Genomic DNA, 26,381 nt, shown 5'->3' with positions numbered 1-26,381 from the left:
TTTTGCATTAGCAGATAAGTCAACGTTGCGACCTGGCGCGTTTACCGCTACCTTAACCACATTCTTTTGACCCCGACGGCGGAGCCTCGCCCCCTTGAAATACCTCGTCTCCTTTCGTACTACGCTGAAAGTCTCTCGCTATCTGTTTCGGGCGCTGGCGCTCCTGCTTTGGCTGCTGGTGGCCCTGTTCTCGGTGTTTTACATCGTTAACGCCCTGCACCAGAAAGAAGCGGAGATCCGCCAGGAGTTTAACTTAAGCTCCGACCAGGCCCAGCGCTACATTCAGCGAACGTCTGACGTCATGAAGGAGCTGAAGTATATTGCCGAAAATCGTCTGACGGCGGAAAACGGCATCCTTGCGCTTCGCGGGCGTGATGACAAAACCGAGGTCCCGGACTTCCAGCCGCTGTTCCCGGATTCCGATTGCTCCACCATGAGCAATACCTGGCGCGGGTCGCTGGAATCCCTTGCCTGGTTTATGCGCTACTGGCGCGACAATTTCTCCGCCGCCTATGACCTGAACCGCGTCTTCCTGATTGGCAGCGAGAATCTTTGCATGGCTGACTTTGGCCTGCGCGATGTGCCCGTTGAGCGTGATGATGCGCTGAAAAGCCTGCATGAACGTATTGTGAAATACCGCAATGCGCCGCAGGACGAGCGCGGGAATAACATCTTCTGGGTGAGCCAGGGCCCGCGCCCGGGCGTGGGGTATTTTTACGCCCTGACGCCGGTCTATCTGGGCAATCGCCTGCAGGCGCTGATGGGGATTGAGCAGACCATTCGCATGGAGAACTTCTTCACCCCGGGCAGCCTGCCCATGGGGGTGACCATTCTGGATGAAAATGGTCATCAGCTGATCTCCCTTGCCGGGCCCGATAACCGTCTAAACGTCGAACCGCACTGGATGCAGGAGCGGTCGTGGTTTGGCTATACCTCGGGTTTCCGCGAGCTGGTCCTGAAGAAGAGCCTGCCGCCTTCGTCGCTGAGTATCGTCTATTCGCTGCCGGTGGATATGGTGCTTGAGCGGATACGCATTCTTATCATGAATGCGATTCTGCTGAACCTGCTGGCGGGGGGCGCGCTGTTCACGCTGGCGCGCATGTATGAGCGGAAAATCTTTATTCCCGCAGAAAGCGACGCCCAGCGGCTCGAGGAACACGAGCAGTTTAACCGCAAGATTGTCGCCTCGGCGCCGGTGGGGATCTGTATTCTGCGTACCCAGGACGGAACCAACATCCTGAGTAATGAACTGGCGCATAACTACCTGAACATGCTGACGCATGAAGACCGGCAGAGGCTGACGCAAATTATCTGCGGCCAGCAGGTTAACTTCGTCGACGTGTTGACCAGTACGCACACCAATCTGCAGATCAGCTTCGTGCATTCCCGCTATCGCAATGAAAACGTGGCGATTTGCGTGCTGGTGGATGTTTCCGCCCGCGTGAAAATGGAAGAGTCGTTACAGGAGATGGCGCAGGCCGCAGAGCAGGCGAGTCAGTCGAAATCCATGTTCCTTGCGACCGTAAGCCACGAGCTGCGCACGCCGCTGTACGGGATTATCGGTAACCTCGATCTGCTGCAGACGAAGGAATTGCCGAAAGGAGTCGACAGACTGGTGACGGCGATGAACAACTCCTCCAGCCTGCTGCTGAAAATCATTAGCGATATTCTCGACTTCTCTAAAATTGAGTCTGAGCAGCTGAAAATTGAGCCGCGGGAATTCTCACCGCGCGAGGTGATGAACCACATCAGCGCCAACTATCTGCCGCTGGTCGTGCGTAAACAGCTGGGGCTCTACTGCTTTATCGAACCGGACGTGCCGCTGACGCTGCACGGCGACCCGATGCGCCTGCAGCAGGTCATCTCCAACCTGCTCAGCAACGCCATCAAATTCACCGATACCGGCTGTATTGTGTTGCACGTCTGCCGGGCGGGGGATTACCTGAGCATTCGCGTGCGCGACACGGGGGTCGGCATTCCGGCGAAGGAGGTGGTTCGTCTGTTCGACCCGTTCTTCCAGGTGGGGACCGGCGTGCAGCGTAACTTCCAGGGAACCGGACTGGGGCTGGCGATTTGTGAGAAGCTCGTCAGCATGATGGACGGCGATATCTCTGTGGATACCGAGCCCGGTATGGGCAGCCAGTTCACCATCCGCATTCCGCTTTATTCGGCGCAATATCCGGCAAAAGCGACGGTAGACGGGCTGAGCGACAAGCGCTGCTGGCTGGCGGTGCATAACGCCTCGCTGAATGACTATCTGACGGCGCTGCTTACCCACAGCGGCGTGAGGGCGTGCCGTTATGAAGGTCAAACGCCGGACGTGGACGATGTGCTGATCGCCGACGAGATGCTGGAGCTGCCGTGGCAGGGGAGAGGGTCAGTGCTCTTCTGCCGTCGCCACATCGGTATCCCGGTTGAGCGTGCGCCAGGAGAATGGGTACACAGTGTCGCAACCCCGCACGAGCTGTTGAGCCTGCTGGCGCGCATCTACAAAGTGGAACTGGAAGAGAGCGACGGCGCGGGAGGATTGCCGTCACCGGAGTCTCTGGCGTCGGTGAATGACGATATGATGATTCTGGTGGTTGATGACCATCCAATTAACCGTCGCCTGCTGGCTGACCAGCTTGGATCGCTGGGCTATCAGTGCAAAACCGCCAATGACGGCGTGGATGCGCTGAACGTGCTGAGTAAGAATCATATTGATATCGTGCTGAGTGACGTCAACATGCCTAACATGGACGGCTACCGTCTGACGCAGCGCATCCGGCAGCTTGGCCTGACGTTGCCGGTGGTGGGCGTAACGGCGAACGCGCTGGCGGAAGAGAAGCAGCGCTGTCTGGAGTCAGGCATGGACAGCTGTCTGTCGAAACCGGTGACGCTGGACGTGCTTAAGCAGACCTTGTCGATTTACGCGGAGCGCGTGAGAAAAACCAGAATATAAAAAAGGCCCGCAAGGGCCTTTTATGTTTTCACCCTCTTCCGGTGGGAGTGGGAGAGAGATGGGGTGAGGGCATCAGGCCGCACACCCGTCGGGATCAATCCTTGTCCGTTGCGCTCAGCGTGACGGAGGAGAGATAGTTCAGCAGTGCAATATCGTTGTCCACGCCCAGCTTCATCATCGCTGATTTCTTCTGGCTGCTGATGGTTTTAATACTGCGGTTCAGCTTCTTGGCAATCTCGGTCACCAGGAAACCTTCTGCGAACAGGCGCAGAACTTCACTCTCTTTCGGAGACAGGCGTTTGTCACCGTATCCACCCGCGCTGATTTTTTCCAGCAGACGAGAAACGCTTTCAGGCGTGAACTTCTTGCCTTTCTGCAGCGCTGCGAGCGCTTTTGGCAGATCGGTCGGAGCGCCCTGTTTCAGCACAATCCCTTCGATGTCCAGATCCAGTACCGCGCTCAGGATCGCCGGGTTGTTGTTCATGGTCAGAACAATGATCGAGATATCCGGGAAGTGGCGTTTAATATATTTGATGAGCGTGATCCCATCACCGTATTTGTCTCCAGGCATGGAGAGGTCGGTAATGAGCACGTGCGCATCAAGCTTTGGGAGGTTATTGATCAGTGCTGTAGAGTCTTCAAATTCACCGACTACATTCACCCACTCGATCTGTTCAAGTGATTTGCGAATACCGAACAGTACAATCGGATGGTCATCGGCAATAATTACGTTCATATTGTTCATGTATAAGGCTACCTTGCTACAGCAAGCTTTTGACGTAGGCGTCAATGTCGCTGATGTATTTTTCAATGCCAGAGGCATCTTTCTCACGAATTAGATGTTCCAGCGTTTCACATAACTGCTTGCCGGGAACCAGATTAAGCATGGCAAACACCCCTTTAAGCCGGTGTGCTGTCTGTGCCAGCGCTGCAAAATCATTCGCAGCGGACTCAGTATACAACCGCTTAACATCATCTGGTACTGTATCAACAAAGAGTGAATAGTATCCGCTGGCGTGAAGCTCGGCATTTTCATTACCGCCAAGCGGGGATTCCGCTATCTCTTCCTGCGCCAGCTGCTCTTCTATTAGTTGTAGTACAGCTTCCTGCATCGCATTGCTTATATTAAAGTTGACGCGCAGCTGGCCAGGGCCGATTTTCCGCACGCCTGACTCATCATCGCTTAAAAGCAAGCCGGAGGCAGTAAGATTAGACGGATTATCAGTTAAAAACAGATCAAATTCTTGACTTGCAAGTCTTTCATCCGGCGTGATGCAGGCCGCCCCCCAGTTTTCTAACTGGCGAACGACAATATTGCGGATCTCGTTCGACGTAACGTCGACCATCACCACGACATCATCGAGCAGACGTTCTTCATCTTCTTCCTGCGGATTGGCGGCCATTTTCACGTGCAGAGAATAGCGGGTGCCGAGGGATTCGCGGGCCTTGATATTGAGATGGCCGCCGAGCTTACGCGCCAGCTGATCGCATAGCCAGAAGGTAAGGGCATTTGCCTTTCCGTAGCGATCGCTTTGCGTGTCGTTCAGGAACGGGAAGTGCAGATTATCAATTTCACTCGTGGTGACGCCTTCCCCGGTGTCCAGGATGCGGAACGTCAGGCGGTCTTCTGCCGACTCCTCCGTACTGACTTCAAGGGTGATTTTACCGATCTGCGTGGTGGTCACCGCGTATTGAATAATCATCAACAGTATGCGGCGCAACGCTTCACGATCGCCGTGGCGTTCGTCATTTGCCGGGAGATTGTTATTGATCAGCAGCTGCAGCCCTTTGCGCTTAATCACGGGCAGGACTTCCGGAACCACTTCATCAATCAGAGCCTGAATAGAGAAGAGGCTTGGCGTTCCCTTCCAGAAATCATTCTCCAGCATGTTCGCCAGCTGGATCTCATCAACCATTCTGACCAGCGAGTCGGCCTGACAGGCAAGCTGGTGGCTTTCTGACGTATTCAACGCCGCCGCCTGGGTCGCCAGCGTTTTTAACGGCTGCTTGAAGGCATCGCCAATGTTCTGCATAAATGCGGCGCGCCCCTGCTGGTTTTTCTCATACAGCCTTTGCGCCTGCTTGAGCTTTTTATTCACCAGCACTTCGCGATCCTGATCGCGGATGATGAAGATTTGCGTGCGTGGAGCCACCTGGCTGCGGAACTGGCGGATCTCGTACAGTTCATTGTTGATGGTGGCCTGAATCACCCCCTGGTGCTGATCCGCCATGGTGGTGATATTCTGCAGGTTAAGATGCGGCAGCAGATGGTCGGCAATTTTGTTGCTCATCACCGTACGATTCGCTTCCTGGTCGTGAACTAAGACCCCAAGCGGCAGCACGGAAACAATCTCTTCATTCAGCGCGCGTAATACGCGCAGCTCATTGCTGGTGCCGGCAGGAACCGCAGAGGCGTCGCTTTGACGCCCCGACTGGAAACGGAAGGTGCTGTACCCAAACAGGGCCAGCGCCAGCAGACCGATATTCAGCAGCAGAGGCAGCAGGATATTTTGCAGGGTATCCAGCAGAAGCGTGCCAAACGGCACCTGCCACACCAGACGCATACCGGTCGAGTTCAGGGATGAGGCAATTTCGATTTTCGAGCCGTTAAAGGAGATCGATACGCTCTCTGCGGCCTCTTTGTCAGATGCCGCACGCATGTTCTGAGTGCTGCTGTCGGGCTCCAGACGGAAACTATCGAGCGGCATGTCCGGTGGGATTAAATCATTTATCGGTAAATCGAAGGCGACCACCGTCGCCAGATGTCCTGGCTGGTTGAACGTGGTGCGCAGAGTAAAATAATGACCGTTTTGCCATGCCAGACGGCGCAGAGAAGAGAAGCTCTCACGTTCATCAAGCGCATTCGCCTGTTGCAGCATCTCTGCCCGGCGGGAATCGACGATGCTGCCCACGGTGGTCTCTTTAAAACCGGAAGAGAGATCTTTTAACGGCAGCGTAGAGATCAGGATCATGCTGTTGTCCTGACCATTCAGATAATACATCGACCATGGCACCGTTTCGGCACCCCAGAGGGTATCCAGATAGGTCGAAATACGCTGCGTCATCTCAAGCGTCGCGCTGTCGTGAGAGCCAAAAATAAGCGCCTCGGTTTTACGCTGCGGTTTTTCGAGGTAATAGACATCCTGCTTAAGCCGCGTCTCCTGAAGTCCATCTCCGGACGAGGAGGCAGGCGCGGCCGCGATATTGTCGTAAATCTGCCATGTGGCGTAGCGCCAGGTATCTATGCGCTTATGGACGGCGTGGGTGATATCGACGACCTGATAGCTCTTATCCTTCAGCCATGCATTAACCGCGCTTTGTACCATCACCCCCATGGTCACTAACAGCACAACGATCAAAAGAAGAAAGAAACGGGTGATGCTCCCGGGAAGGAGGGAGAATTTGCTCGGGGCGGTGGTTTCAGTCTGACTCATTGATATCTTTAACCCGTTGTGGTCGTGCTCTGTGGCGATAGGGCAGTATAAAGGGTAATAACTGAATTTCCAGCGCCACTGTCCGGGAAGAGGCGACTTTTTCACTGGACAATATCGGCGGTGGATGGAGCAATAAACGTGTACAAACTCGCCGTGCGCGTACAAATAATAAATGCGCTAAGCCAGCAAATAGCACGAATTAACAAGAAATTAAGCGCTATATCATTTGCGTGCCAGAGAAAGATAGCCGGTGAGAAATTAGTTAATAGTCGTTACAATTTCGGATCGGTAGCACAAAAAATGAGAAGTTACGTAAAGAAAGGTAAAAAAAAACCGAATGCGAAGCATTCGGCTCAATTAGGGATAAACAGACATTCAAAATTGAATGACGGTAATAAATAAAGTTAATGATGATAGCGAGAGTTATTTTAGAGATTAGGTGCGATCTTGTTTTGTCATTCAGTGCTGTAACGGATTTTATTGTAACCTATTGATTTGTATGTGGTGTATTTTTCGTTTGATTATAAGTGCTAATTTTCTAAGCTATTTGTGCTTTGTAAAAGTTCCTTGATATTTACATTTTGAAACATGTTGATAGATAAATGAAACATCTTCAAAGTTTTCGTATCATATTCGCATTGGATTATTCTGTAATTTTGCGGAGAATGAAATTGCCGACTGGTTAATGAGGGTTAACCAGTAAGCAGTGGCAATTATAAGGCATATAACAGAGGGTTAATAAAATGAAAGTTAAAGTACTGTCCCTCCTGGTACCAGCACTCCTGGTGGCAGGCGCAGCAAATGCGGCCGAAATTTATAACAAAGATGGCAACAAATTAGATCTGTACGGTAAAGTTGATGGTCTGCACTATTTCTCTGACGACAAGGGTGCCGACGGCGACCAGACCTACATGCGTCTCGGATTCAAGGGCGAAACTCAGGTTAACGATCAGCTGACCGGCTACGGCCAGTGGGAATACCAGATCCAGGGCAACACCTCCGAAAGCGAAAATGATGCCTGGACGCGTGTGGCGTTCGCGGGTCTGAAATTCGGTGACGCGGGTTCTTTCGATTACGGTCGTAACTACGGCGTAATCTACGACGTAACCTCCTGGACTGACGTTCTGCCAGAATTTGGTGGCGATACCTACGGCGCAGACAACTTCCTGCAGTCCCGTGCAAACGGCGTTGCGACCTATCGTAACCAGGACTTCTTTGGTCTGGTGGATGGTCTGAACTTTGCTCTGCAGTATCAGGGTAAAAACGGCAGCGTAAGCGGTGAAAACGTGGGTGGACGCAGCCTGCTGAAACAGAACGGCGACGGCTACGGTGCTTCCGTGACCTATAACCTGGGCGAAGGCTTCAGCGTAGGTGGCGCAATGTCCTCCTCCAAACGTACTGCCGATCAGAACGGTGCAAGCGTTTACGGTCATGGCGATAACGCAGAAGTCTATTCTGGTGGCCTGAAATACGATGCCAACAACATCTATCTGGCAGCGCAGTACTCCCAGACCTACAACGCAACCCGTTTCGGTACCTCTAATGGCGACAGCCCGACTACCGCTTACGGTTTTGCTAACAAAGCGCAGAACTTCGAAGTGGTTGCTCAGTACCAGTTCGACTTCGGTCTGCGTCCATCCGTGGCCTACCTGCAGTCTAAAGGCAAAGACATCGAAGGTTACGGCGATCAGGATCTGCTGAAATATGTTGACGTTGGTGCGACTTACTACTTCAACAAAAACATGTCCACCTATGTGGATTACAAAATCAACCTGGTTGATGAAAATGAATTCACCCGTCAGGCGGGTATCGGTACTGACGATATCGTAGCGCTGGGCCTGGTTTACCAGTTCTAATCGCTTTATCGTGTGACGTAAGGGGCCTGATGGCCCCTTTTTTGTGCTTCCCCGATTCTCACTACTCACCCGTTTTGGTGTACTCTTGCCGCCCTGGCATGAGGATAATAATGAATGGACATGACTTTTTTACGCGCCAGCTTTCTGGCTATGCTTTTTTTCCTGACCGCGTGTGACGATCCCGCGCCCGTGGCGAAAACCGACGCACCCGCCGCGACGGTGCTCGAAGGCAAAACGATGGGAACCTTCTGGCGCGTCAGTGTGATGAACCTCGATAAAACTCGCACGGATGAGCTTCACGGCAAAATTCAGGCGCAGCTGGACGCCGACGATCAGCTGCTCTCAACCTATAAAAATGACTCGGCGCTGATGCGCTTTAATCTCTCCACCAGTACCTCTCTGTGGCCGGTGAGCGAGGCGATGGCCGATATCGTGACTGAATCCATACGCGTGGGTTACAAAACTAACGGGGCGATGGATGTGACCGTCGGCCCTCTGGTGAACCTCTGGGGATTTGGCCCGAATAAACAGCCGGTGAAGACGCCTGAACAGGCGGCCATTGATGACGCCCGCGCCCGAACGGGGCTGCAGCATCTGACGGTGATCAACCAGTACGGGCAGCAGTACCTGCAAAAAGATATTCCCGATCTGTTTGTCGATCTGTCAACGGTCGGGGAAGGCTATGCGGCGGATCATCTTGCTGCACTGATGGCGCAGGAAGGCATTTCCCGTTATCTGGTCTCGGTTGGCGGCGCGTTGGTCAGCCGGGGCATGAACGCCAGCGATAAGCCGTGGCGCGTAGCGATTCAAAAACCAACCGATCGGCAAAATGCCGTGCAGGCGATAGTGGATATCAACGGACATGGCATCAGTACATCCGGAAGCTATCGTAACTATTACGAGCTTGACGGGAAGCGTATTTCACATGTTATCGATCCGCAGACCGGGCGCCCCATCATGCATAATCTGGTCTCAGTGACGGTCATTGCCCCCACCGCGCTGGAAGCGGATGCCTGGGATACCGGGTTAATGGTTCTCGGCCCGGAAAAAGCTAAAGAGGTGGTCCGTCAGGAAGGGCTGGCGGTTTATATGATTGTTAAAGAGGGCGACGGGTTTAAAACCTGGAGCTCGCCGCAGTTCAACAGTTTCCTGGTCAGCGACAAAAATTAAAAAGCAAGGTTGCGGGTTTTTTATCGGTGGCGCTCAGGCACGCTCTATATATGCTTATACGAGGAGCCGATCATGAAAAACCCAACCTTAATTACCGATGAGGATCGCTGGCAGGCCGTGCTGGCCCGCGATCCGCTCGCTGACGATCAGTTTGTCTTCGCCGTGCAGACAACGGGTATTTTCTGCCGTCCGTCATGTCGCGCCCGCCACGCGCTGCGTAAAAATGTTCGTTTTTATCCTGATGCCCGGCATGCCGCTCAGGCAGGGTTTCGCCCGTGCAAGCGCTGCATGCCGGACAAACGCGATCCGCAGGCGCAGAAGCTGGAAAAAGTGGAACATGCCTGCCGGCTTCTGGAGCAGGATCCTGCGTTAACCCTGGAGAGGCTGGCGGAGCAGGTTGCCATGAGTCCTTTCCATTTCCACCGCCTGTTTAAGTCGGTGACGGGCATGACGCCAAAAGCCTGGCAGCTGGCGGTGCGGGGTCAGCGTCTGCGCACCGCGCTTGCGCAGGGAGACAAAATTACCGACGCCGTGCTGGCGGCGGGATTTCCCGACAGCAGCAGCTATTATCGTAAAGCCAACGATGCATTAGGCATGACGGCGAAGCAGTACCGTAAAGGAGAGGTGGCCGTGCGGTATGCCATCGATGACTGTTCGTTGGGACGCTGTCTGGTCGCCGAAAGCGAGCGGGGGATCTGCGCGATTCTGCTGGGTGACACCGATGCTGAAGTAACCGCAGAGCTTGCCACGCAATTTCCAAAAGCTACGCACGCGCCGCTGGATGACGCCTTTGTGCAGCGGATCCACCAGGTCATTGCCAGTATTGATAATCGCGATGTACCGCTTGCGCTGCCGCTGGATATTCGTGGAACCGCTTTCCAGCAGCGCGTCTGGCAGGCACTTCGCAACATTCCCTGCGGCGAAACGGCAAGTTACCAGCAGGTGGCGCAGGCGATTGGCCAGCCCAGGGCGGTACGCGCCGTTGCCGGAGCCTGTGCGGCAAACACGCTGGCAATTGTGATCCCCTGTCATCGCGTGGTTCGCAACGACGGCGTGCTGTCGGGCTACCGCTGGGGAACGGCGCGAAAAGCGCTATTACTGAAACGTGAGGCGAAACGCCGGGAGGGATAATGCTCGATCTTTTTGCGGATGCTGAACCCTGGCAGGAGCCGCTTGCGCCGGGGGCGGTTATCCTGCGTCGCTTTGCTCTCTCCCGTGCGGAGGCGTTGCTTGCCGGAATTGAAGAGGTCACAGCGGTTTCACCGTTTCGCCATATGGTGACGCCGGGCGGCTACACCATGTCGGTGGCCATGGCCAACTGCGGCGAACTGGGCTGGGCGACGAACGAGCGGGGCTATCTGTATGCCCCGAACGATCCTGCGACCGGCCAGCCCTGGCCTCCGATGCCTGCGGTTTTTCAGGCGCTTTGCCGTGAGGCCGCCGTGGCAGCCGAGTATCCTGACTTTCGGCCGGATGCCTGCCTGATTAACCGCTATGCCGTTGGCGCAAAGCTCTCGCTGCATCAGGATAAGGATGAACCCGATCTGCGCGCGCCTATCGTCTCGGTATCGTTAGGTCTGCCCACCGTCTTCCAGTTTGGGGGATTACGCCGCAACGATCCGCTCAAACGCATCATGCTGGAACATGGCGATGTGGTGGTGTGGGGCAGGGAATCGCGGCTTTATTATCACGGCATTCAGCCGTTGAAACCCGGCGTCCACCCCCTCACGGGTGAGTACCGCTTTAATCTGACCTTCCGTCAGGCGGGGATGAATAAACTAAAATAAGAATTATTCTTGATGTCCGCGCAGGGCAGTTTACACTGCTGGCTGTTTTTTTAATGTCCGGATTGCCTGCATGCAACTACTTCTCCTCGTCTGGCGTCAGTATCGCTGGCCCTTCATCGCCGTTATGGCGTTAAGCCTTGCCAGCGCCGCGCTGGGTATTGGCCTCATCGCGTTTATTAACGTGCGGTTGATAGAAATGGTCGACACCTCGCTCTCCGTATTGCCGGAGTTTCTTGGCCTTCTGCTGCTGTTGATGGCGGTTACGCTCGGCTCACAGCTGGCGCTGACCGCGCTTGGCCACCATTTCGTTTTTCGTTTGCGCAGTGAGTTTATCAAGCGGATCCTGGACACCCAAATAGAGCGCGTTGAGCAGCTCGGCAGCGCCTCCCTGCTGGCGGGGCTGACCAGCGACGTGCGCGCCATTACCATCGCGTTCGTTCGTCTGCCGGAGCTGGTGCAGGGGATCATTCTGACCTTTGGCTCGGCGGCCTATCTCGCCTGGCTCTCCACCAAAATGCTGGCGGTGACTGCACTGTGGATCGCCATCACCATCTGGGGCGGTTTTATGCTGGTGTCGCGCGTCTATAAACATATGGCGGTGCTGCGCGAAACCGAAGATAAGCTCTATAACGATTACCAGACGGTACTGGAAGGGCGTAAAGAACTCACCCTGAACCGCGAGCGCGCCGAGTATATCTTTAACAATCTCTATATTCCGGACGCGCGCGAATACCGGCATCACATTATTCGCGCCGATACCTTCCACCTGAGCGCGGTGAACTGGTCAAACATTATGATGCTGGGTGCCATTGGCCTGGTATTCTGGATGGCGAACAGCCTGGGCTGGTCGGACACCAACGTAGCGGCAACATACTCGCTGACGCTGCTGTTTTTGCGCACGCCGCTGCTCTCGGCGGTCGGCGCGTTGCCCACCTTACTGAGTGCGCAGGTGGCCTTTAATAAGCTCAAAAAATTCGATCTCGCGCCGTTCCAGGCAGAATTTCCGCGCCCGCAGGCCTTCCCGAACTGGCAGACGCTCGAGCTACGTAACGTCACGTTCCGCTATCAGGACAGCGCCTTCTCCGTGGGGCCGATCAACCTGACGATCCGCCGCGGCGAGCTGTTGTTCCTGATTGGCGGCAACGGCAGCGGTAAATCGACGCTGGCTATGCTGCTCACCGGGCTTTATCAGCCGCAGTCGGGCGAGATTTTGCTGGATGGCAGGGCGCTGAGCGCGGAGAAACCCGAAGATTACCGCAAGCTTTTCTCGGCGGTATTCACCGACGTCTGGCTGTTCGATCGGCTGCTGGGGCCGGATGGGCAGCAGGCTAATCCGGCGCTGGTGGAAAAATGGCTGGCGCAGCTGCAGATGTCGCACAAGCTGGAGTTACAGGACGGGAAGATCCTCAACCTGAAGCTTTCCAAAGGGCAGAAAAAGCGCGTGGCGCTGCTGCTGGCGCTGGCGGAAGAGCGTGACATCATCCTGCTCGACGAGTGGGCAGCGGATCAGGACCCGCATTTCCGCCGCGAATTTTATCAGGTGCTGCTGCCGCTGATGCAGGAGATGGGCAAAACCATTTTCGCCATCAGCCACGACGATCACTACTTCATTCATGCTGACCGCCTGCTGGAGATGCGCGACGGCAGGCTGAGCGAGCTGACCGGTGAAGAGCGCGATGCGGCATCGCGTGACGCGGTGGCGCGTACGGCCTGATGCCCTCACCCAAACCCTCTCCCACAGGGAGAGGGGAGAGATCGTGGCCGTAATGCCGCTTTTTTCTCCATCCCGGCCCGTTGTTTATTCTTATTTACATATCCCCGCGCTATGCTTAACCCCAACTCATTTAATGGATTTATGATTGATGTCGGTATTAAAGAAAAACAGCGCCAGACAGCGTGACCAGGAGCGCGCGCGACTCATCTGGCTCCTCACGACCGATAAAGCGGTCACTTCTACGCTATTAGGCAAACTCACCCTGGCTGAGCAATATGATGTCGGCACCCTGGCCGACGATATTGCTGAGGTAGGTGCGCTGGTTGCTCACTTACCCCCGCCGGATCTGGCGGACACCCTTGAAGCGCTTCCCTCGGAAGAACGTCACGCCCTCTGGCGTCTGGTACAGGATCACGAGCGCGGACAGGTGCTGCTTGAGGCCTCCGAAAACGTCTGGGACGACCTGATTGACGAGATGAGCGACCGGGATATTCTTGACGCTCTGCAAACGCTGGATATCGACGAGCAGATTTACCTCGTTCAGCACCTGCCGCGAAACCTGACCGGTCGCCTGCTGGCGTCACTGCCTGCGGAGGAGCGGGCGCGCGTGCGTCAGGTGATGCACTATGAGAAAAACAGCGTCGGCGCGATCATGGAGTTCGGCGTTATCACGGTGCGACCGGACGTGACGCTCGGTACCGTACAGCGCTATCTGCGTCGCCTGGGCAAAATGCCGGATAACACCGATAAACTGTTTGTCACCTCCCGGGACAAAACCCTGCTCGGCGAGCTGGAGCTGAAAACCATCCTGCTCAACAGCACCCAGCGGAAGGTGAGCGAGGTGATGGAAAACGAGCCGATGGTCTTCTCCCCGGAAGACGATGCGGAGAAAGCGGCGCGAACCTTCGAACGTGACGACCTCGTGAGTGCTGCCGTCGTGGATTCCGTCGGCAAACTGATGGGGCGTCTGACCATCGACGAGATCGTTGACGTGGTCTACGAAGAAACCGATAACGATCTGCGTGCGCTCGGAGGGATCAGCGCGGAAGATGACGTCCATGCCTCCGTCGGCAAGGCGGTGAAAACGCGCTGGGCGTGGCTGGCCATTAACCTGTGTACCGCGTTTATCGCCTCCCGCGTGATTGACGGCTTTGAACACACTATTTCGCAGCTGGTGGCGCTGGCCTCGCTGATGCCGATTGTGGCCGGGATTGGCGGCAACACCGGAAACCAGACCATCACCATGATCGTCCGCGCGCTGGCGCTGGAAAATATTCAGCCCGGCAACTTCGCCTTTCTGATCTTCAGAGAGATGGGCGTGGCGCTGATCAACGGCCTGGTATGGGGCGGCATTATGGGCGGCATCACCTGGTGGCTGTATGACGATATGGCGTTAGGCGGAGTGATGATGCTGGCGATGGTGCTGAATTTGCTGGTGGCATCGATGATGGGCGTCATTATCCCGTTGACCATGACCAAACTGGGGCGCGACCCCGCGGTGGGGTCGAGCGTGATGATCACCGCCATCACCGATACCGGCGGTTTCTTTATTTTTCTTGGACTGGCGACGATTTTTCTTCTTTAAGCCGACGCTTGATGCGGGCGGGGAGGAGTGCCATGACGATAATCCCGCCCAGCACGCCAATTGCCAGATTGCCGGTTGATACCGTGGCGGCAACGGTGACCAGCATGACGACCGTTTCCGCTATCGGGGCCGTTTTCAGCGTGGCGGGCTGAAGGCTGTGCCAGCTGAAGGTTTTGACGGCGACGATTGCCATAATGCCCGCCAGCACCGCCATCGGGATGTTGGCCATCACCTCGCTGAGTGCCGTCACCAGGATCAGCAGCACGATGCCCGCAGCGAAGGTTGAAATGCGGCTTCGGCCTTTCCCCATCTCCACGTTAACGATGGTTTGTCCTATCATCGCGCAGCCTGCAATACCACCGTAAAATCCGGCCAGAATATTGCCGACGCCTAATCCAATGCTTTCGCGGCGTTTACCTGACGGTGTCGCGGTCAGCTCATCCACCAGCTTTGCCGTGAGCAGGGACTCCAGCAGGCCGACAAAGGCGATGCTCAACGCGCACGGCCAGATAATGCTCAGCGTCTGTACATTGAGGGGGACCAGAAGTTCACTAAGTCCCGGCAAACCGCCGCTCGTTGAGCCTTCATCGCCCACGGTCGGCAGGCTTTGCCCGGTTGAAACGGTAAACAAGGTTAACAGCACAATCGCAATCAGCGGGGAAGGGATGCTTTTGATATAGCGCGGCACCCAGAGCACGATCAGCAGCGTCAGCACGAACAGGCCCACAATCAGCGGGCTTCGGCTCCAGAAATGCGGCACCTGAGCTAAGAAGATCAAAATGCCCAGGGCGTTAACAAACCCGGTCATGACCGACTGGGGAATAAAGCGCATTAGCCTTGCCATGCCCAGCACGCCAAACAGAATCTGAATCACGCCAGCCATGAGCACGGCGGGAAGAATGTACTGCACGCCGTGCTGATGCACCATCGGCCCAATGACCAGCGCCACGGAACCGGCCGCTGCCGTGACCATCGCCGGACGACCACCGAGTATGGACAGGGCGAGACACAGCACTACGGAAGCGATCAGGCTGACCTTCGGGTCAACGCCCGCGACCACCGAAAACGAGATGACTTCGGGGATCAGAGCCAGGGCGGTAATCACGCCTGCCAGCGTTTCGCGCGTCAGCTTCTTAGGGGAACGCAGTACGTTGGCTACGCGGTTTTCGGGGGATACAGCAGAATGGGGTAAGGACATAACAGTTCGCTGGTTAGGGCAGGCTTCCGTGCGCGCGATCACAAAACGCAACATACTAGCCAGTAAAACCGCGCTTTACCAGACGCATCGCTAATTCCTCACAAACAATCCATCATTAAATTTCACAATTACAATAATTTCGTAACCTTTAAACAATATTTAAAAGTTGTTACCGTGCCCCCGCAGCTTTTTTCACCTGCAATTTCCACGCATCAAGCACTTTTACACTAAGGCATAAATTATGAAAAAAATGACTGCCATGCTCTTTTCTCTGGCCGTGGGGCTTAACACCGTCTCCATGGCGGCGAAAGCTGACGCACCAAAAGAGCAGGAAACGGACGTCCTTTTAATCGGTGGCGGGATCATGAGCGCCACGCTGGGAACCTATCTGCAAGAACTGCAGCCGGACTGGTCTATGACCATGGTCGAGCGCCTTGATGGCGTGGCGCAGGAGAGTTCGAACGGCTGGAATAACGCCGGTACCGGCCATTCGGCACTCATGGAACTGAACTATACGCCGCAGAAAAAGGACGGTTCCATTAGTATCGAGAAGGCAGTAGAAATCAACGAAGCATTCCAGGTTTCTCGCCAGTTCTGGTCTCATCAGGTCAACAGCGGCGTGCTGCACGACCCGCACTCCTTCATCAACACCGTGCCGCACATGAGCTTTGTGTGGGGCGAGCAGAACGTCAACTTCCTGCGCGCGCGCTACGCCGCTCTGCAGCAGAGCACGCTGTTCCGCGGGATGAAATACTCTGAAGACCACGCGCAGATTAAAGAGTGGGCTCCGCTGGTCATGGAAGGTCGTGACCCGAACCAGAAAGTGGCGGCGACCCGTACCGAAATTGGTACTGACGTTAACTACGGTGAAATTACCCGTCAGCTGGTGACGTCTCTGAAGAAAAAAGAGAACTTCAATCTGCAGCTCAGCACCGAAGTGCGCGGTTTCAAGCGCAACGCGGATAATAGCTGGAGCGTGACCGTTGCCGATCTGAAAAACAATGAAGCTGAACACGTCATCAAGGCGAAGTTTGTCTTCATCGGTGCGGGCGGCGCGGCGCTGAAGCTGCTGCAGGAGTCCGGTATTCCGGAAGCTGACGACTACGCGGGCTTCCCGGTCGGCGGTCAGTTCCTGGTGTCCGATAACCCGGAAGTGGTGAATCGTCATCTGGCAAAAGTGTACGGTCAGGCTTCCGTGGGCGCGCCGCCAATGTCCGTTCCACACATCGATACCCGTATGCTTGACGGCAAACGCGTGGTGCTATTTGGACCGTTCGCGACCTTCTCCACTAAATTCCTGAAAAACGGCTCCCTGTGGGATCTGCTGAGCGCAACCACCACCTCTAACGTCAAGCCGATGATGGACGTGGGTCTGGATAACTTCGATCTGGTGAAATACCTGATTAGCCAGGTGATGCTCTCTGACGACGATCGTTTCGAAGCGCTGAAAGAGTACTATCCTCAGGCGAAGAAAGAAGACTGGCGTCTGTGGCAGGCGGGTCAGCGCGTGCAGATTATCAAGCGCGATCCGAAAGAGGGCGGCGTGCTGCGTCTGGGTACCGAAGTGGTGAGCGATAAGGATGGCACAATCGCCGCGCTGCTGGGCGCGTCACCGGGTGCGTCTACCGCTGCGCCAATCATGCTGCACCTGATGGAAAAAGTGTTTAAAGATAAAGTCGCCAGTCCGGAATGGCAGGCGAAGCTGAAAACCATTATTCCATCCTACGGCACGAAGCTGAACGGTAACGTGGACGCGACGGAGCAGGAGCTGGAATACACCAGCCGCGTACTGCAGCTGCAGTACATCAAACCGCAGGCTGCGGATGCTGCGCCGAAAGCGGAGCTGAAGCCTCAGCCGGAAAACAAACCGGTTGCGGATATCGCGCTGTAAGGTAAAAAAGCCGGGTGGCGCTGACGCCTACCCGGCCTATGTTCGGTGTTGTTTTGTAGGTCGGGTAAGGCGAAGCCGCCACCCGACTTAATTTCAACGTACGACAGCCTGCTCAATCTTCTCTTCAGCCTTCCACACGCGATACTTCACTTCCACGTTTTCAGGCGTATAAACCACGATCGGCAACTTGCTGTTGTAGCGCAGCAGGCTATTGTCGCCCAGATACGCTGTCACAAATTTCTTCTCTTTCTTGCCGTCCGGGCAGGCCATCATGGTGGAGACCGGAGAGGTCACTTTATCAAAGACGTAGTAGTCATAACCCCAGCCTTCCAGCGTTTTGCTTTCCAGCTGACCGCCCAGACGATGCTGGTTGCAATCCACTTCCAGCGTCTTGCCAATCAACAGCTCCACTTTGAAATTCGCTTCATCCTGCTGTGCCGGTAGCTGGATCACCTGACGCTTCATCCCTTTATCCGCTTTCGGATACGGGGCGACTTTTTCAAGCGGCTGCTCTTTAGGGGTTTCGCTGGCGAAAGCACTGGTGCTGACACATGCGGCGGCGATGAGTGCGATGGCAAATTTAGGTGCGTTTTTCATTGTCATTCCTTTATGTCAAAACGATCCTGCACAGGTTAACATATCAACTATGAATGATTGGTGTTATTTACTTACATTTTCAATATGGATAGCGAAATAAACCACATATTTGCCACTTAAGTAGAGATTTGTACTGGCATGGAGTCCGGCAGGCGTTTGTGTTATTTTAGACCCTCTTTAATGTTATTCATCTGTAAAAGGGAAGAGAGATGGTTCGTGCAAAACTGAAAACGCCTGAAGGCCGCAAGTTCCTCCTGGCGCTGCTGGTTGTGTTTATGATTGCTGCCGCGTGCGTGGGGCGGGCCACGATTGTTGGCGTTATCGAACAGTACAACATTCCTCTCTCTGCCTGGACAACCAGCATGTATGTCCTGCAGTCGGCGATGATCTTTGTCTACAGCCTGGTGTTCACCGTTCTGCTGGCCATCCCGCTGGGCATTTTCTTCCTGGGCGGACGTGATAAACACTAGACGCCGATTTGCGATATCGAAGCCATCCTGCGGGGTGGCTTTTTTTATGTCTAATAATTTTTATTCGCATTTCCAGGATATTCTGTTTCGGACAAGACAGTGCAACATGAAGCAGGAGATGCGCAATGTTATCCCGGTTTGCAACGCTCAGCCGGATCCCGAAAGGAGTTTGGGTGGTGGGCGGCGTCAGTATGTTAATGGATATCTCCTCGGAGATTATCCACAGCCTGCTGCCGCTGTTTATGGTGACGACGCTGGGCGCCAGCGTTATTTTCATTGGTTTGATTGAAGGTCTGGCTGAAGCTACGGCGCTGTTTATCAAGGTGTTTTCCGGCGCCATCAGTGACTATCTGGGCAAGCGTAAAGGACTGGCGGTTCTGGGCTACGGTCTTGGCGCATTGAGTAAACCGTTGTTCGCTATCGCCTCTTCTTCCGGCATGATCCTTGGGGCGCGCTTAATCGACCGGGTCGGGAAGGGGATACGGGGAGCGCCGCGCGATGCGCTGGTTGCTGATGTTACGCCGCCGGAACTTCGCGGCGCGGCCTTTGGGCTGCGTCAGTCGATGGACACCGTCGGCGCATTTCTCGGGCCGCTGCTGGCCGTAGGATTAATGCTGCTGTGGAACGATGACTTCCGCACGATTTTCTGGATCGCGGTGATCCCCGGCGTGCTCGCCGTGGCGCTGCTTTTCTTCGGCCTGCATGAGCCGAAAACGCCCGTCGAACATAAACGCACGAACCCCATCAAAAAAGAGAACCTCAGGCGTCTCGGGAAAGGCTGCTGGTGGGTCATTGGCCTGGGAGCCATCTTCACGCTCGCACGTTTCAGTGAAGCATTTCTTGTGCTGCGCGCACAGCAGTCGGGGGTGCCGCTGGCGCTGATCCCGCTGGTGATGGTGGCCATGAATCTGCTCTATTTCCTCTCTGCCTATCCGTTTGGCAAGTTGTCGGACGGGATGAGCCACACCCGATTACTGCAGTGGGGCCTGGTGATGCTGATTGGGGCAGATATTGTGCTGGCGCTGAGCACCCACTGGGCTGGAATGCTTCTGGGCGTCGCGTTCTGGGGAGTACATATGGGTATGACCCAGGGATTACTGGCGGCAATGATCGCTAAAACCGCACCGCCCGATCTGCGCGGCACTGCTTTCGGTATTTTTAGTCTGGTCAGCGGCGTGGGATTATTAATCGCCAGCGTGGGAGCCGGCGCGATATGGGAAACGTTTGGCGCGGAATATACGTTTTATGCCGGAGCGGTGATTTGTCTGGCTACGCTGGTGTATCTGCGCAAAACCCCGGACGAGGCGAAATAAAAAAACCAGCCATCAGGCTGGTTTTCTGTATGTTTTTGGTCGGCACGAGAGGATTTGAACCTCCGACCCCCGACACCCCATGACGGTGCGCTACCAGGCTGCGCTACGTGCCGACGCATAAAAAGAATACTACTCGATTCCGTTTTGAATGCAAGGGAATCTGTCGCTAACTGGTTTATTATTAATCAGTTAGCGATGAAGCGCTTCTCATCCGTCAGGACCTGCAGCAGCAGGCTCAGCTGCGGTTTCTGGTCTTTCAACCGTTCACCCTGCAGATTATACGTCTGATAATTCCCGTTACTGTTCAGCACCAGCGTCAGCTTCGGTGTGGTCACCACCAGCGTGTCATTCCCGGCAGCCGTGACCCAGTTATGGCGGCGCGCGGCGCTGAAGAGATCCTGTCCCTGCGAATACTCGTTCGCTGGCGTGCTGACATGCAGCAGGCGTTGCATCAGGGTAGTCATCACATCTTTATGCTCGGTAAGCATATTGATGCGCTGTGCCGGGGTGCCAGGCCAGTGGATCACCAGCGGAACCTGCAGGTTCGGGCGTGACCAGCTCATGCTCTTCGTCTCGTCACCTAACGGGACGCCATGGCCTGCGGTCACGATCACCACGGTGTTATCCAGCTTGCCGGACTCACGTAGCGCGTCAAGCACGCGGCCAATCTGCGCATCAACATCACCCGCCGCGCGGCCGTAGCGGCGCGCGAAATCACTCTTATTGCTGTTAGCAAGCGTTGTGCCGTTAAAGGCAACCCATGAGAACCAGCGGTTATCTTCCTGCGCGTAGCGCTGAAGCCAGTTTATCCATTGGCCGGCGGTCTGCGCATCGGACTGATTTTGTGCCGCTGGCAGTGAGAAATCGGACAGCAGCGCCTGGCGGTAGAGCGGGCTGTTAAAGCCATCGGATGAGAACAACCCTAACTGATAGCCCTGCTGATTCAGCCCGGTGATCAGCGCCGCAGGCGTGCGGGTAGAGAGTACGCCGTCCATGTATCCGGCTGAAATGCCATAGAAGAGGCCAAAGATGCCCGCGTCGGTTGTGTTACCGGAGCTCATATGCTGAGTAAACGAGACGTTTTGACTCGCGAAATCGGCCAGCACAGGCATCTGCTTCTCGTAACGGGAATAGTTCAGGCCATCAACGGTGATCAGCAGGACGTTTTGCCCGCGCCCCATATCGCGATAGCGTAGATCGCTCAGAGGATACTGCACGCTGACGGCTTCCGGATTACCCTGCTCGATAAGACGGCGCTGGTACTCCTGAGCGTCAAGCAGGCCGTGTTTCTCGAGGAAACGACGGGCCGTCATCGGGTACGAGAGCGGCAGGTTCGCGCGCTGCATGGTAATAGGGCGATAGAAGTTTGCATCCGCCCAGATATACATGATGTGCGAACTGATAAAGGAGACGAAAAAGAGCGCGGCGACGGGCTTCGCGTAATGGCGTCGCCGGGTCAGGCTGCGGAGCTTTTGCCAGCTCCACGTCGCAAACAGCATCTCAATCAACAGGATCACCGGGACGCTGATAAACATCAGCTGCCAGTCACGGGCCGTTTCGTTCTGGTCGGGGTTAATCACCAGTTCCCAGACGATGGGGTTAAGATGCAGGTGGAAGCGGGTGAACACTTCACTGTCGATAAGCAGCAGCGTCATCCCCACCGTCGCGAGGATGGCGGATAAGAACCGCATCAGACGCTGCGACATGACGATAAACGTCAGGGGGAACAGGATCAGCAGATAGGTGGCGAAAACCAAAAAGCTAAAGTGACCGACAACGCTTATCCAGGAGTAGACACGCCCGGTTAGCGTTGTTGGCCAGTCTGCGACAAACAGATAACGACAGCCAATGACCGTCGCCAACAGAATGTTGAACAGGGCAAACCAGTGCCCCCAGCTGACCATCTGGGAGACTTTTTCACGGTAGCGCTGACGATTCGTCACCATAAACTGTTGTTCGTATCCCTTAATGGGCCGGGTCGTTGCTGACGGACGACTGTAAAGCCTGGGCGAAAGATTTTGCGATCGCCTGACGCTGAGCCGGAGCAACGCTGGTGTTAATCAGGTTGGTGACCATATTTCCCAAAACCATCAGGGAGAGATCGGTCGGCGTTTTATGTTTTTCCAGTACGTTGACCAGCTCACTGAGCAGTTGTTCAACGTGTTCATCACTGTAGCGGGAATGTTGTGGCATAAATCAAAATCAGTTTGTTGATGAAAGGGCAACATATTACCGTAGCAACAGCTTTTTTTCCCCTTTTTTATCTGTTGTTGCACACATGTCCTGGTGGTGGTTGAATACCGCCCGGTCTAAAAGGAGAGTTTATCATGAGTCTGGAAATCAACCAGATTGCCTTGCACCAGCTTATCAAGCGTGATGAGCAAACCCTTGAAGTGGTGCTGCGCGATTCGTTACTGGAACCCACGGCGACCGTGGTGGAGATGATGGCAGAGCTGCATCGCGTCTACAGCGCCAAAAATAAAGCCTATGGTCTTTTCAGCGAAGACAGCGAACTGGCCGATAGCCTGCGCCTGCAGCGCCAGGGTGAAGAGGATTTCCTGGCGTTTAGCCGTGCGGCAACCGGGCGTCTGCGCGACGAGCTGGCTAAATATCCGTTCGCCGACGGCGGGATTGTCTTGTTCTGCCACTACCGCTATCTGGCGGTCGAGTATCTGCTGGTTACCGTGCTGAATAACTTAAGCAGCATGCGCGTGAACGAGCAGCTGGATATCAGCTCGACGCATTATCTGGACATTAACCATGCGGATATCGTGGCGCGTATTGATTTGACCGAGTGGGAAACCAACCCGGAGTCGACCCGCTACCTGACTTTCCTGAAGGGACGCGTGGGCCGCAAAGTGGCGGATTTCTTTATGGACTTCCTCGGTGCCAGTGAAGGGCTTAACGCCAAAGCGCAGAACAAAGGGCTGCTCCAGGCGGTTGACGATTTCACAGCAGAAGCGCAGCTCGATAAATCTGAGCGCCAGACGGTGCGTCAGCAGGTTTACAGCTACTGCAACGAACAGCTGCAGGCAGGGGAAGAGATTGAGCTGGAGTCGCTGTCAAAAGAGCTGGCGGGCGTCAGCGAAGTCAGCTTCCAGGAATTTACCGCAGAAAAGGGCTATGAGCTTGAAGAGAGCTTCCCGGCGGATCGCAGCACGCTGCGTCAGTTAACCAAGTTTGCCGGCAGCGGCGGTGGGTTAACCATTAACTTTGATGCGATGCTGCTGGGTGAACGTATCTTCTGGGATCCGGCCACCGATACGCTGACCATTAAGGGCACGCCGCCGAATCTGCGCGATCAGCTTCAGCGCCGCACCTCGGGCGGTAAATAGCAGGCACAAAAAACCCCGCAGAAGCGGGGTTTTTTTCGACAGGTTTGCGATTACGCGCGAACGAAGTCGATGTGAGTCAGTTTTGGCTTGAACGCGTGACGCTGAACAGCCTGAACTTTCACTTTTTCTTCTTTACCGCCAACAACGATGGTCAGAACTTCGCTGTAGAATTCAGCTTTGGTCTGCAGGTTCCACAGTTTGTCGTGATCCAGTTCGATTGCAACTGGAGCAGCTTCGCCACCGTAAACGATAGCCGGGAACTTGTTAGCGGTACGCAGGCGGCGGCTCGCACCCTTACCCTGCACGTTACGTACTTCTGCTTCGATAGTAAACATTGATTTCTCTCTGTATTTAAAACCCTACTACAGGCGACCCAGCAGCAGGTGAGTGTTCTGCCTCACGGATGTGAAGCGGGCGGCATTTTATACTCAAATGCCCCCCACATCAATGAAAAGTCCCGCTAACCGCGCAATTCGTTGGCGCGACGGAAGCGACCTTCGTAGTCAAAGAGTTTCTCGCGCACCTGCCAGAACTGGCCTTTTTTGCGGGCGACGACAAAATCCGGATGGCGCAATAGCACCTGCTGGCGCACGATATCCGCCACGGTGATCCAGCGCAGGGGCACCCCCGGGGTGCGGGTGTGCGGGCGAATAAACAGCTGTTCGAAGGCCGTTCGCTGGGCAGGCGTCTGGAGCCGGAAGCGCTCGCTGACGTCCGCCCCGTCTTCATCGTAATAGGTGATTTTCAGCCATTCGCCTTTTTCATCGGCGCCGGGCTGCAACGCCATGCCGGAACAGCGCAGCACCAGCGCATCTTTCAGCTTTAATGCCGCTTTCAGCATGTCGTCCGGGTCAACCAGCACCGTGTCGCATTCCCGACAGCGGCGAGCGGCAATGTCGTTTTCGGCGTTGCACTGCGGGCAGTTTTTAAACCGGAAGCGGAAATCGCACTGCTCGCGATGCCCGTCATCATCTTCAAACCAGCCCTGACAGCGGCGGCCAAAATGTTCGATCAGCGTGCCGTCGGCGGTGGTTTTTCCCCAGAAGGTGTTGGCAAACCCGCAGGCAGGGCAAAAGACCTGCACGGGCACGTTGTCGCTTTTCCCTTTTGGCGCGCCGACCTCAGGCGTATAGAGATCGTGCGGGTTACCGGCATAATCCAGAATCAGGCAGTCGGTTTTCCCCGGCGCCAGACGCAGGCCGCGGCCAACAATTTGCTGATACAGACTGACCGATTCGGTCGGACGCAAAATAGCGATCAGATCGACGTGCGGGGCGTCAAAGCCGGTGGTCAATACCGATACGTTAACCAGATAGCGGAACTGCTGGGCTTTAAAGGCCTCAATCAGGCGGTCGCGCTCGGGGCCGGGCGTCTCGCCGGTGATGAGCGCCGCGTCGCCGGGGGGCAGTAACCCGGTGATTTCTCGCGCGTGCTCAACGGTGGCGGCAAAGATCATCACCCCTTTGCGCGTCGCGGCGAACTCCTCTATCTGGCTGATGATATGCGGCGTAATGCGCTTTTGCTTTTTCAGCTCCTGGTTAAGATCCGCTTCGCTGAATAACCCGTTGCTCTGCGCCTGCAGGCGGCTGAAATCGTACTGCACCACCGGCATATCCAGCCGCTCAGGTGGCGTCAGGTAGCCATGTTTAATCATGTAGCGCAGCGGAAGCTCGTAGATGCAGTCGCTAAACAGGGCCTTGTCATCGCCGCGCACCATGCCGTGATAATGGTAGCGATAGATCCAGCCTTTCCCCAGACGAAACGGGGTCGCCGTCAGGCCCAACAGGCGCAGGTGAGGATTCACCTCTTTCAGGTGGGACAGGATTTGCTGATACTGGCTGTCGTCGTCATCGCTGATGCGGTGACATTCGTCGACAATCAGCAGCGAAAATTCGCTGCGAAACAGGTCCAGATTGCGGGCCACCGACTGCACGCTGCCAAACACCACTTTGCCGTGGCTCTCTTTACGCTTCAGCCCGGCAGCGAAAATATCGGCTTCCAGCCCAAGTGCACAATATTTGGCATGGTTTTGCGCGACGAGCTCTTTAACGTGCGCCAGCACCAGCACGCGGCCGCGGGCCAGACGCGCCAGTTCGGCAATGACCAGGCTTTTGCCTGCACCGGTCGGGAGCACAATCGCCGCCGGCTCGCGATGTTTACGGAACCAGGCGAGGGTGGCGTCAACGGCTTCCTGCTGATAGGGACGAAGTGTAAAAGTCATGGGGTCTCGGTTTCGTTATTCCGCACATAGTATGCCACGAAACTTTTTCCCTTGAGTGGCGCAACCAGACCATTATACTGAACCGTTCCAGACTGCTTCTTTTTTCGGACCTGTTGTCCGACTTCCTGCACCATTAAGGCTAAAAAGATTTCATGCGACTTGATAAGTTTATCGCTCAGCAACTCGGCGTAAGCCGCGCTATTGCCGGGCGCGAAATTCGCGCCAGCCGCGTTACCGTGGATGGCGACATTGTGAGAGACAGCGCGTTCAAACTGCAACCTGACCATCAGGTGGAGTATGACGGCAATCCGCTGACCCAGCAGCACGGTCCGCGCTACTTCATGCTCAATAAGCCGGAAGGCTACGTCTGCTCAACGGACGATCCGGATCACCCGACGGTGCTCTATTTCCTCGACGAGCCGGTGGCGCACAAGCTGCACGCCGCAGGTCGACTCGATATCGACACCACCGGGCTGGTGCTGATGACCGACGACGGTCAGTGGTCGCACCGCATCACCTCTCCACGCCACGACTGCGAGAAAACCTATCTCGTGACGCTGGAGTCACCGGTGTCGGATGACACGACAGAGCACTTCGCGAAAGGCGTTCAGCTGCATAATGAAAAAGATCTGACCAAACCGGCGGTGCTCGAAGTCATCACCCCGACGGAGGTCCGCCTGACCATCAGCGAAGGGCGCTACCATCAGGTGAAACGTATGTTTGCCGCGGTGGGGAACCACGTTGTTGGCCTGCATCGCGAACGGATTGGTGCGATTGAACTCGATCCCGACCTGGCGCCTGGCGAATATCGCCCGTTAACGGAAGAAGAGATCGCCAGCGTCGGTCTGCCTTCGCACTAATTTCAGGAG

At 55.4% G+C, this 26,381-nt stretch carries 20 protein-coding genes and 1 tRNA gene; 12 read left to right on the top strand and 9 right to left on the bottom strand.

Annotation, left to right across the window (positions count from 1 at the left end):
* The first annotated feature begins 94 nt into the window (after positions 1-94).
* A complete protein-coding gene (gene rcsC, locus PUP35_RS15160; protein WP_274240379.1) occupies positions 95-2,941 on the top strand; it encodes a two-component system sensor histidine kinase RcsC in 2,847 nt (948 codons plus the stop codon).
* 94 nt (positions 2,942-3,035) lie between these two features.
* Here the strand turns inward: rcsC and rcsB are convergent, their stop codons facing one another.
* The gene (gene rcsB, locus PUP35_RS15155; protein WP_003859405.1) at positions 3,036-3,686 is read right to left on the bottom strand and encodes a response regulator transcription factor RcsB; all 651 of its coding nucleotides are present in this window, start codon (positions 3,684-3,686) and stop codon (positions 3,036-3,038) included.
* Between the two features lie 16 nt (positions 3,687-3,702).
* Positions 3,703-6,375: a phosphotransferase RcsD gene (gene rcsD, locus PUP35_RS15150; RefSeq protein ID WP_111965291.1), complete on the bottom strand. Its 2,673-nt coding sequence runs from the start codon at positions 6,373-6,375 to the stop codon at positions 3,703-3,705.
* 743 nt (positions 6,376-7,118) lie between these two features.
* On the opposite strand from rcsD, the gene PUP35_RS15145 reads away from it, so the two are divergent.
* From PUP35_RS15145 to mgtE, 6 genes are all read left to right on the top strand, one after another.
* A complete protein-coding gene (locus tag PUP35_RS15145; RefSeq protein ID WP_033146057.1) occupies positions 7,119-8,231 on the top strand; it encodes a porin OmpC in 1,113 nt (370 codons plus the stop codon).
* A 114-nt stretch (positions 8,232-8,345) separates the two neighbouring features.
* Positions 8,346-9,401 (top strand): FAD:protein FMN transferase ApbE, encoded by a 1,056-nt coding sequence (gene apbE / locus PUP35_RS15140; protein WP_115875874.1) that lies wholly within the window; start codon positions 8,346-8,348, stop codon positions 9,399-9,401.
* Positions 9,402-9,473: 72 nt separating this feature from the next.
* Entirely contained in the window at positions 9,474-10,532 is a 1,059-nt protein-coding gene (gene ada, locus PUP35_RS15135) for a bifunctional DNA-binding transcriptional regulator/O6-methylguanine-DNA methyltransferase Ada (protein WP_115875873.1), read from the top strand.
* A complete protein-coding gene (alkB, locus tag PUP35_RS15130; protein ID WP_274240378.1) occupies positions 10,532-11,188 on the top strand; it encodes a DNA oxidative demethylase AlkB in 657 nt (218 codons plus the stop codon). The genes ada and alkB overlap by 1 nt, the downstream gene beginning before the upstream one ends.
* 70 nt (positions 11,189-11,258) lie before the next feature.
* The gene (locus PUP35_RS15125; RefSeq protein ID WP_248174735.1) at positions 11,259-12,902 is read left to right on the top strand and encodes a multidrug ABC transporter permease/ATP-binding protein; all 1,644 of its coding nucleotides are present in this window, start codon (positions 11,259-11,261) and stop codon (positions 12,900-12,902) included.
* A gap of 148 nt (positions 12,903-13,050) precedes the next feature.
* On the top strand, positions 13,051-14,487 hold the full coding sequence (mgtE, locus tag PUP35_RS15120; RefSeq protein WP_069303099.1) for a magnesium transporter: 1,437 nt from the start codon (positions 13,051-13,053) through the stop codon (positions 14,485-14,487).
* On the opposite strand, the gene PUP35_RS15115 is transcribed toward mgtE, so the two are convergent.
* The gene (locus PUP35_RS15115; RefSeq protein ID WP_274240377.1) at positions 14,450-15,739 is read right to left on the bottom strand and encodes a SulP family inorganic anion transporter; all 1,290 of its coding nucleotides are present in this window, start codon (positions 15,737-15,739) and stop codon (positions 14,450-14,452) included. The two genes, mgtE and PUP35_RS15115, sit on opposite strands and share 38 nt — an antisense overlap.
* 187 nt (positions 15,740-15,926) lie before the next feature.
* Between PUP35_RS15115 and mqo the strand changes: the two genes are divergently transcribed.
* A complete protein-coding gene (gene mqo, locus PUP35_RS15110) occupies positions 15,927-17,576 on the top strand; it encodes a malate dehydrogenase (quinone) (RefSeq protein WP_047652540.1) in 1,650 nt (549 codons plus the stop codon).
* A 93-nt stretch (positions 17,577-17,669) separates the two neighbouring features.
* Here the strand turns inward: mqo and eco are convergent, their stop codons facing one another.
* On the bottom strand, positions 17,670-18,173 hold the full coding sequence (gene eco / locus PUP35_RS15105; protein WP_045351839.1) for a serine protease inhibitor ecotin: 504 nt from the start codon (positions 18,171-18,173) through the stop codon (positions 17,670-17,672).
* Between the two features lie 209 nt (positions 18,174-18,382).
* On the opposite strand from eco, the gene PUP35_RS15100 reads away from it, so the two are divergent.
* Entirely contained in the window at positions 18,383-18,643 is a 261-nt protein-coding gene (locus PUP35_RS15100) for a DUF2534 family protein (RefSeq protein ID WP_010433451.1), read from the top strand.
* Between the two features lie 125 nt (positions 18,644-18,768).
* Positions 18,769-19,956 (top strand): MFS transporter, encoded by a 1,188-nt coding sequence (locus tag PUP35_RS15095; protein ID WP_115875869.1) that lies wholly within the window; start codon positions 18,769-18,771, stop codon positions 19,954-19,956.
* A 36-nt stretch (positions 19,957-19,992) separates the two neighbouring features.
* Here the strand turns inward: PUP35_RS15095 and PUP35_RS15090 are convergent.
* The 3 genes from PUP35_RS15090 to PUP35_RS15080 all read right to left on the bottom strand — a co-directional run bounded on the left by PUP35_RS15090 (position 19,993) and on the right by PUP35_RS15080 (position 22,149).
* A tRNA-Pro gene (locus PUP35_RS15090) sits at positions 19,993-20,069 on the bottom strand.
* 72 nt (positions 20,070-20,141) lie between these two features.
* Positions 20,142-21,902, bottom strand: a complete 1,761-nt coding sequence (yejM, locus tag PUP35_RS15085) for an LPS biosynthesis-modulating metalloenzyme YejM (protein ID WP_115875868.1) — start codon at positions 21,900-21,902, stop codon at positions 20,142-20,144.
* A 19-nt stretch (positions 21,903-21,921) separates the two neighbouring features.
* A complete protein-coding gene (locus tag PUP35_RS15080; RefSeq protein WP_008500958.1) occupies positions 21,922-22,149 on the bottom strand; it encodes a YejL family protein in 228 nt (75 codons plus the stop codon).
* 134 nt (positions 22,150-22,283) lie between these two features.
* Between PUP35_RS15080 and yejK the strand changes: the two genes are divergently transcribed.
* On the top strand, positions 22,284-23,291 hold the full coding sequence (gene yejK / locus PUP35_RS15075; protein ID WP_109845346.1) for a nucleoid-associated protein YejK: 1,008 nt from the start codon (positions 22,284-22,286) through the stop codon (positions 23,289-23,291).
* Positions 23,292-23,341: 50 nt separating this feature from the next.
* Here the strand turns inward: yejK and rplY are convergent, their stop codons facing one another.
* Positions 23,342-23,626, bottom strand: coding sequence for a 50S ribosomal protein L25 (rplY, locus tag PUP35_RS15070; RefSeq protein ID WP_008500956.1), 285 nt, complete (start codon positions 23,624-23,626; stop codon positions 23,342-23,344).
* Between the two features lie 125 nt (positions 23,627-23,751).
* Positions 23,752-25,512, bottom strand: coding sequence for a DEAD/DEAH box helicase (locus PUP35_RS15065; protein ID WP_111967554.1), 1,761 nt, complete (start codon positions 25,510-25,512; stop codon positions 23,752-23,754).
* Positions 25,513-25,664: 152 nt separating this feature from the next.
* On the opposite strand from PUP35_RS15065, the gene rsuA reads away from it, so the two are divergent.
* Entirely contained in the window at positions 25,665-26,372 is a 708-nt protein-coding gene (rsuA, locus tag PUP35_RS15060; protein WP_274240376.1) for a 16S rRNA pseudouridine(516) synthase RsuA, read from the top strand.
* The last annotated feature ends 9 nt before the right edge of the window (positions 26,373-26,381 follow it).

The sequence above is a fragment of the Enterobacter sp. S-33 genome, assembly GCF_028735835.1.
Lineage (GTDB): Bacteria > Pseudomonadota > Gammaproteobacteria > Enterobacterales > Enterobacteriaceae > Enterobacter > Enterobacter vonholyi.
This window is presented reverse-complemented; position numbering and strand designations above follow the sequence as displayed.

What these genes read in the sequence shown, in the direction of transcription:
- rcsB (WP_003859405.1), bottom strand. Translation starts at nt 3,686, where the DNA reads ATGAACAATATGAACGTAATTATTGCCGATGACCATCCGATTGTACTG.
- rcsD (WP_111965291.1), bottom strand. Translation starts at nt 6,375, where the DNA reads ATGAGTCAGACTGAAACCACCGCCCCGAGCAAATTCTCCCTCCTTCCC.
- PUP35_RS15145 (WP_033146057.1), top strand. Translation starts at nt 7,119, where the DNA reads ATGAAAGTTAAAGTACTGTCCCTCCTGGTACCAGCACTCCTGGTGGCA.
- apbE (WP_115875874.1), top strand. Translation starts at nt 8,346, where the DNA reads ATGGACATGACTTTTTTACGCGCCAGCTTTCTGGCTATGCTTTTTTTC.
- ada (WP_115875873.1), top strand. Translation starts at nt 9,474, where the DNA reads ATGAAAAACCCAACCTTAATTACCGATGAGGATCGCTGGCAGGCCGTG.
- alkB (WP_274240378.1), top strand. Translation starts at nt 10,532, where the DNA reads ATGCTCGATCTTTTTGCGGATGCTGAACCCTGGCAGGAGCCGCTTGCG.
- PUP35_RS15125 (WP_248174735.1), top strand. Translation starts at nt 11,259, where the DNA reads ATGCAACTACTTCTCCTCGTCTGGCGTCAGTATCGCTGGCCCTTCATC.
- mgtE (WP_069303099.1), top strand. Translation starts at nt 13,051, where the DNA reads ATGTCGGTATTAAAGAAAAACAGCGCCAGACAGCGTGACCAGGAGCGC.
- PUP35_RS15115 (WP_274240377.1), bottom strand. Translation starts at nt 15,739, where the DNA reads ATGTTGCGTTTTGTGATCGCGCGCACGGAAGCCTGCCCTAACCAGCGA.
- mqo (WP_047652540.1), top strand. Translation starts at nt 15,927, where the DNA reads ATGAAAAAAATGACTGCCATGCTCTTTTCTCTGGCCGTGGGGCTTAAC.
- eco (WP_045351839.1), bottom strand. Translation starts at nt 18,173, where the DNA reads ATGAAAAACGCACCTAAATTTGCCATCGCACTCATCGCCGCCGCATGT.
- PUP35_RS15100 (WP_010433451.1), top strand. Translation starts at nt 18,383, where the DNA reads ATGGTTCGTGCAAAACTGAAAACGCCTGAAGGCCGCAAGTTCCTCCTG.
- PUP35_RS15095 (WP_115875869.1), top strand. Translation starts at nt 18,769, where the DNA reads ATGTTATCCCGGTTTGCAACGCTCAGCCGGATCCCGAAAGGAGTTTGG.
- yejM (WP_115875868.1), bottom strand. Translation starts at nt 21,902, where the DNA reads ATGGTGACGAATCGTCAGCGCTACCGTGAAAAAGTCTCCCAGATGGTC.
- PUP35_RS15080 (WP_008500958.1), bottom strand. Translation starts at nt 22,149, where the DNA reads ATGCCACAACATTCCCGCTACAGTGATGAACACGTTGAACAACTGCTC.
- yejK (WP_109845346.1), top strand. Translation starts at nt 22,284, where the DNA reads ATGAGTCTGGAAATCAACCAGATTGCCTTGCACCAGCTTATCAAGCGT.
- rplY (WP_008500956.1), bottom strand. Translation starts at nt 23,626, where the DNA reads ATGTTTACTATCGAAGCAGAAGTACGTAACGTGCAGGGTAAGGGTGCG.
- PUP35_RS15065 (WP_111967554.1), bottom strand. Translation starts at nt 25,512, where the DNA reads ATGACTTTTACACTTCGTCCCTATCAGCAGGAAGCCGTTGACGCCACC.
- rsuA (WP_274240376.1), top strand. Translation starts at nt 25,665, where the DNA reads ATGCGACTTGATAAGTTTATCGCTCAGCAACTCGGCGTAAGCCGCGCT.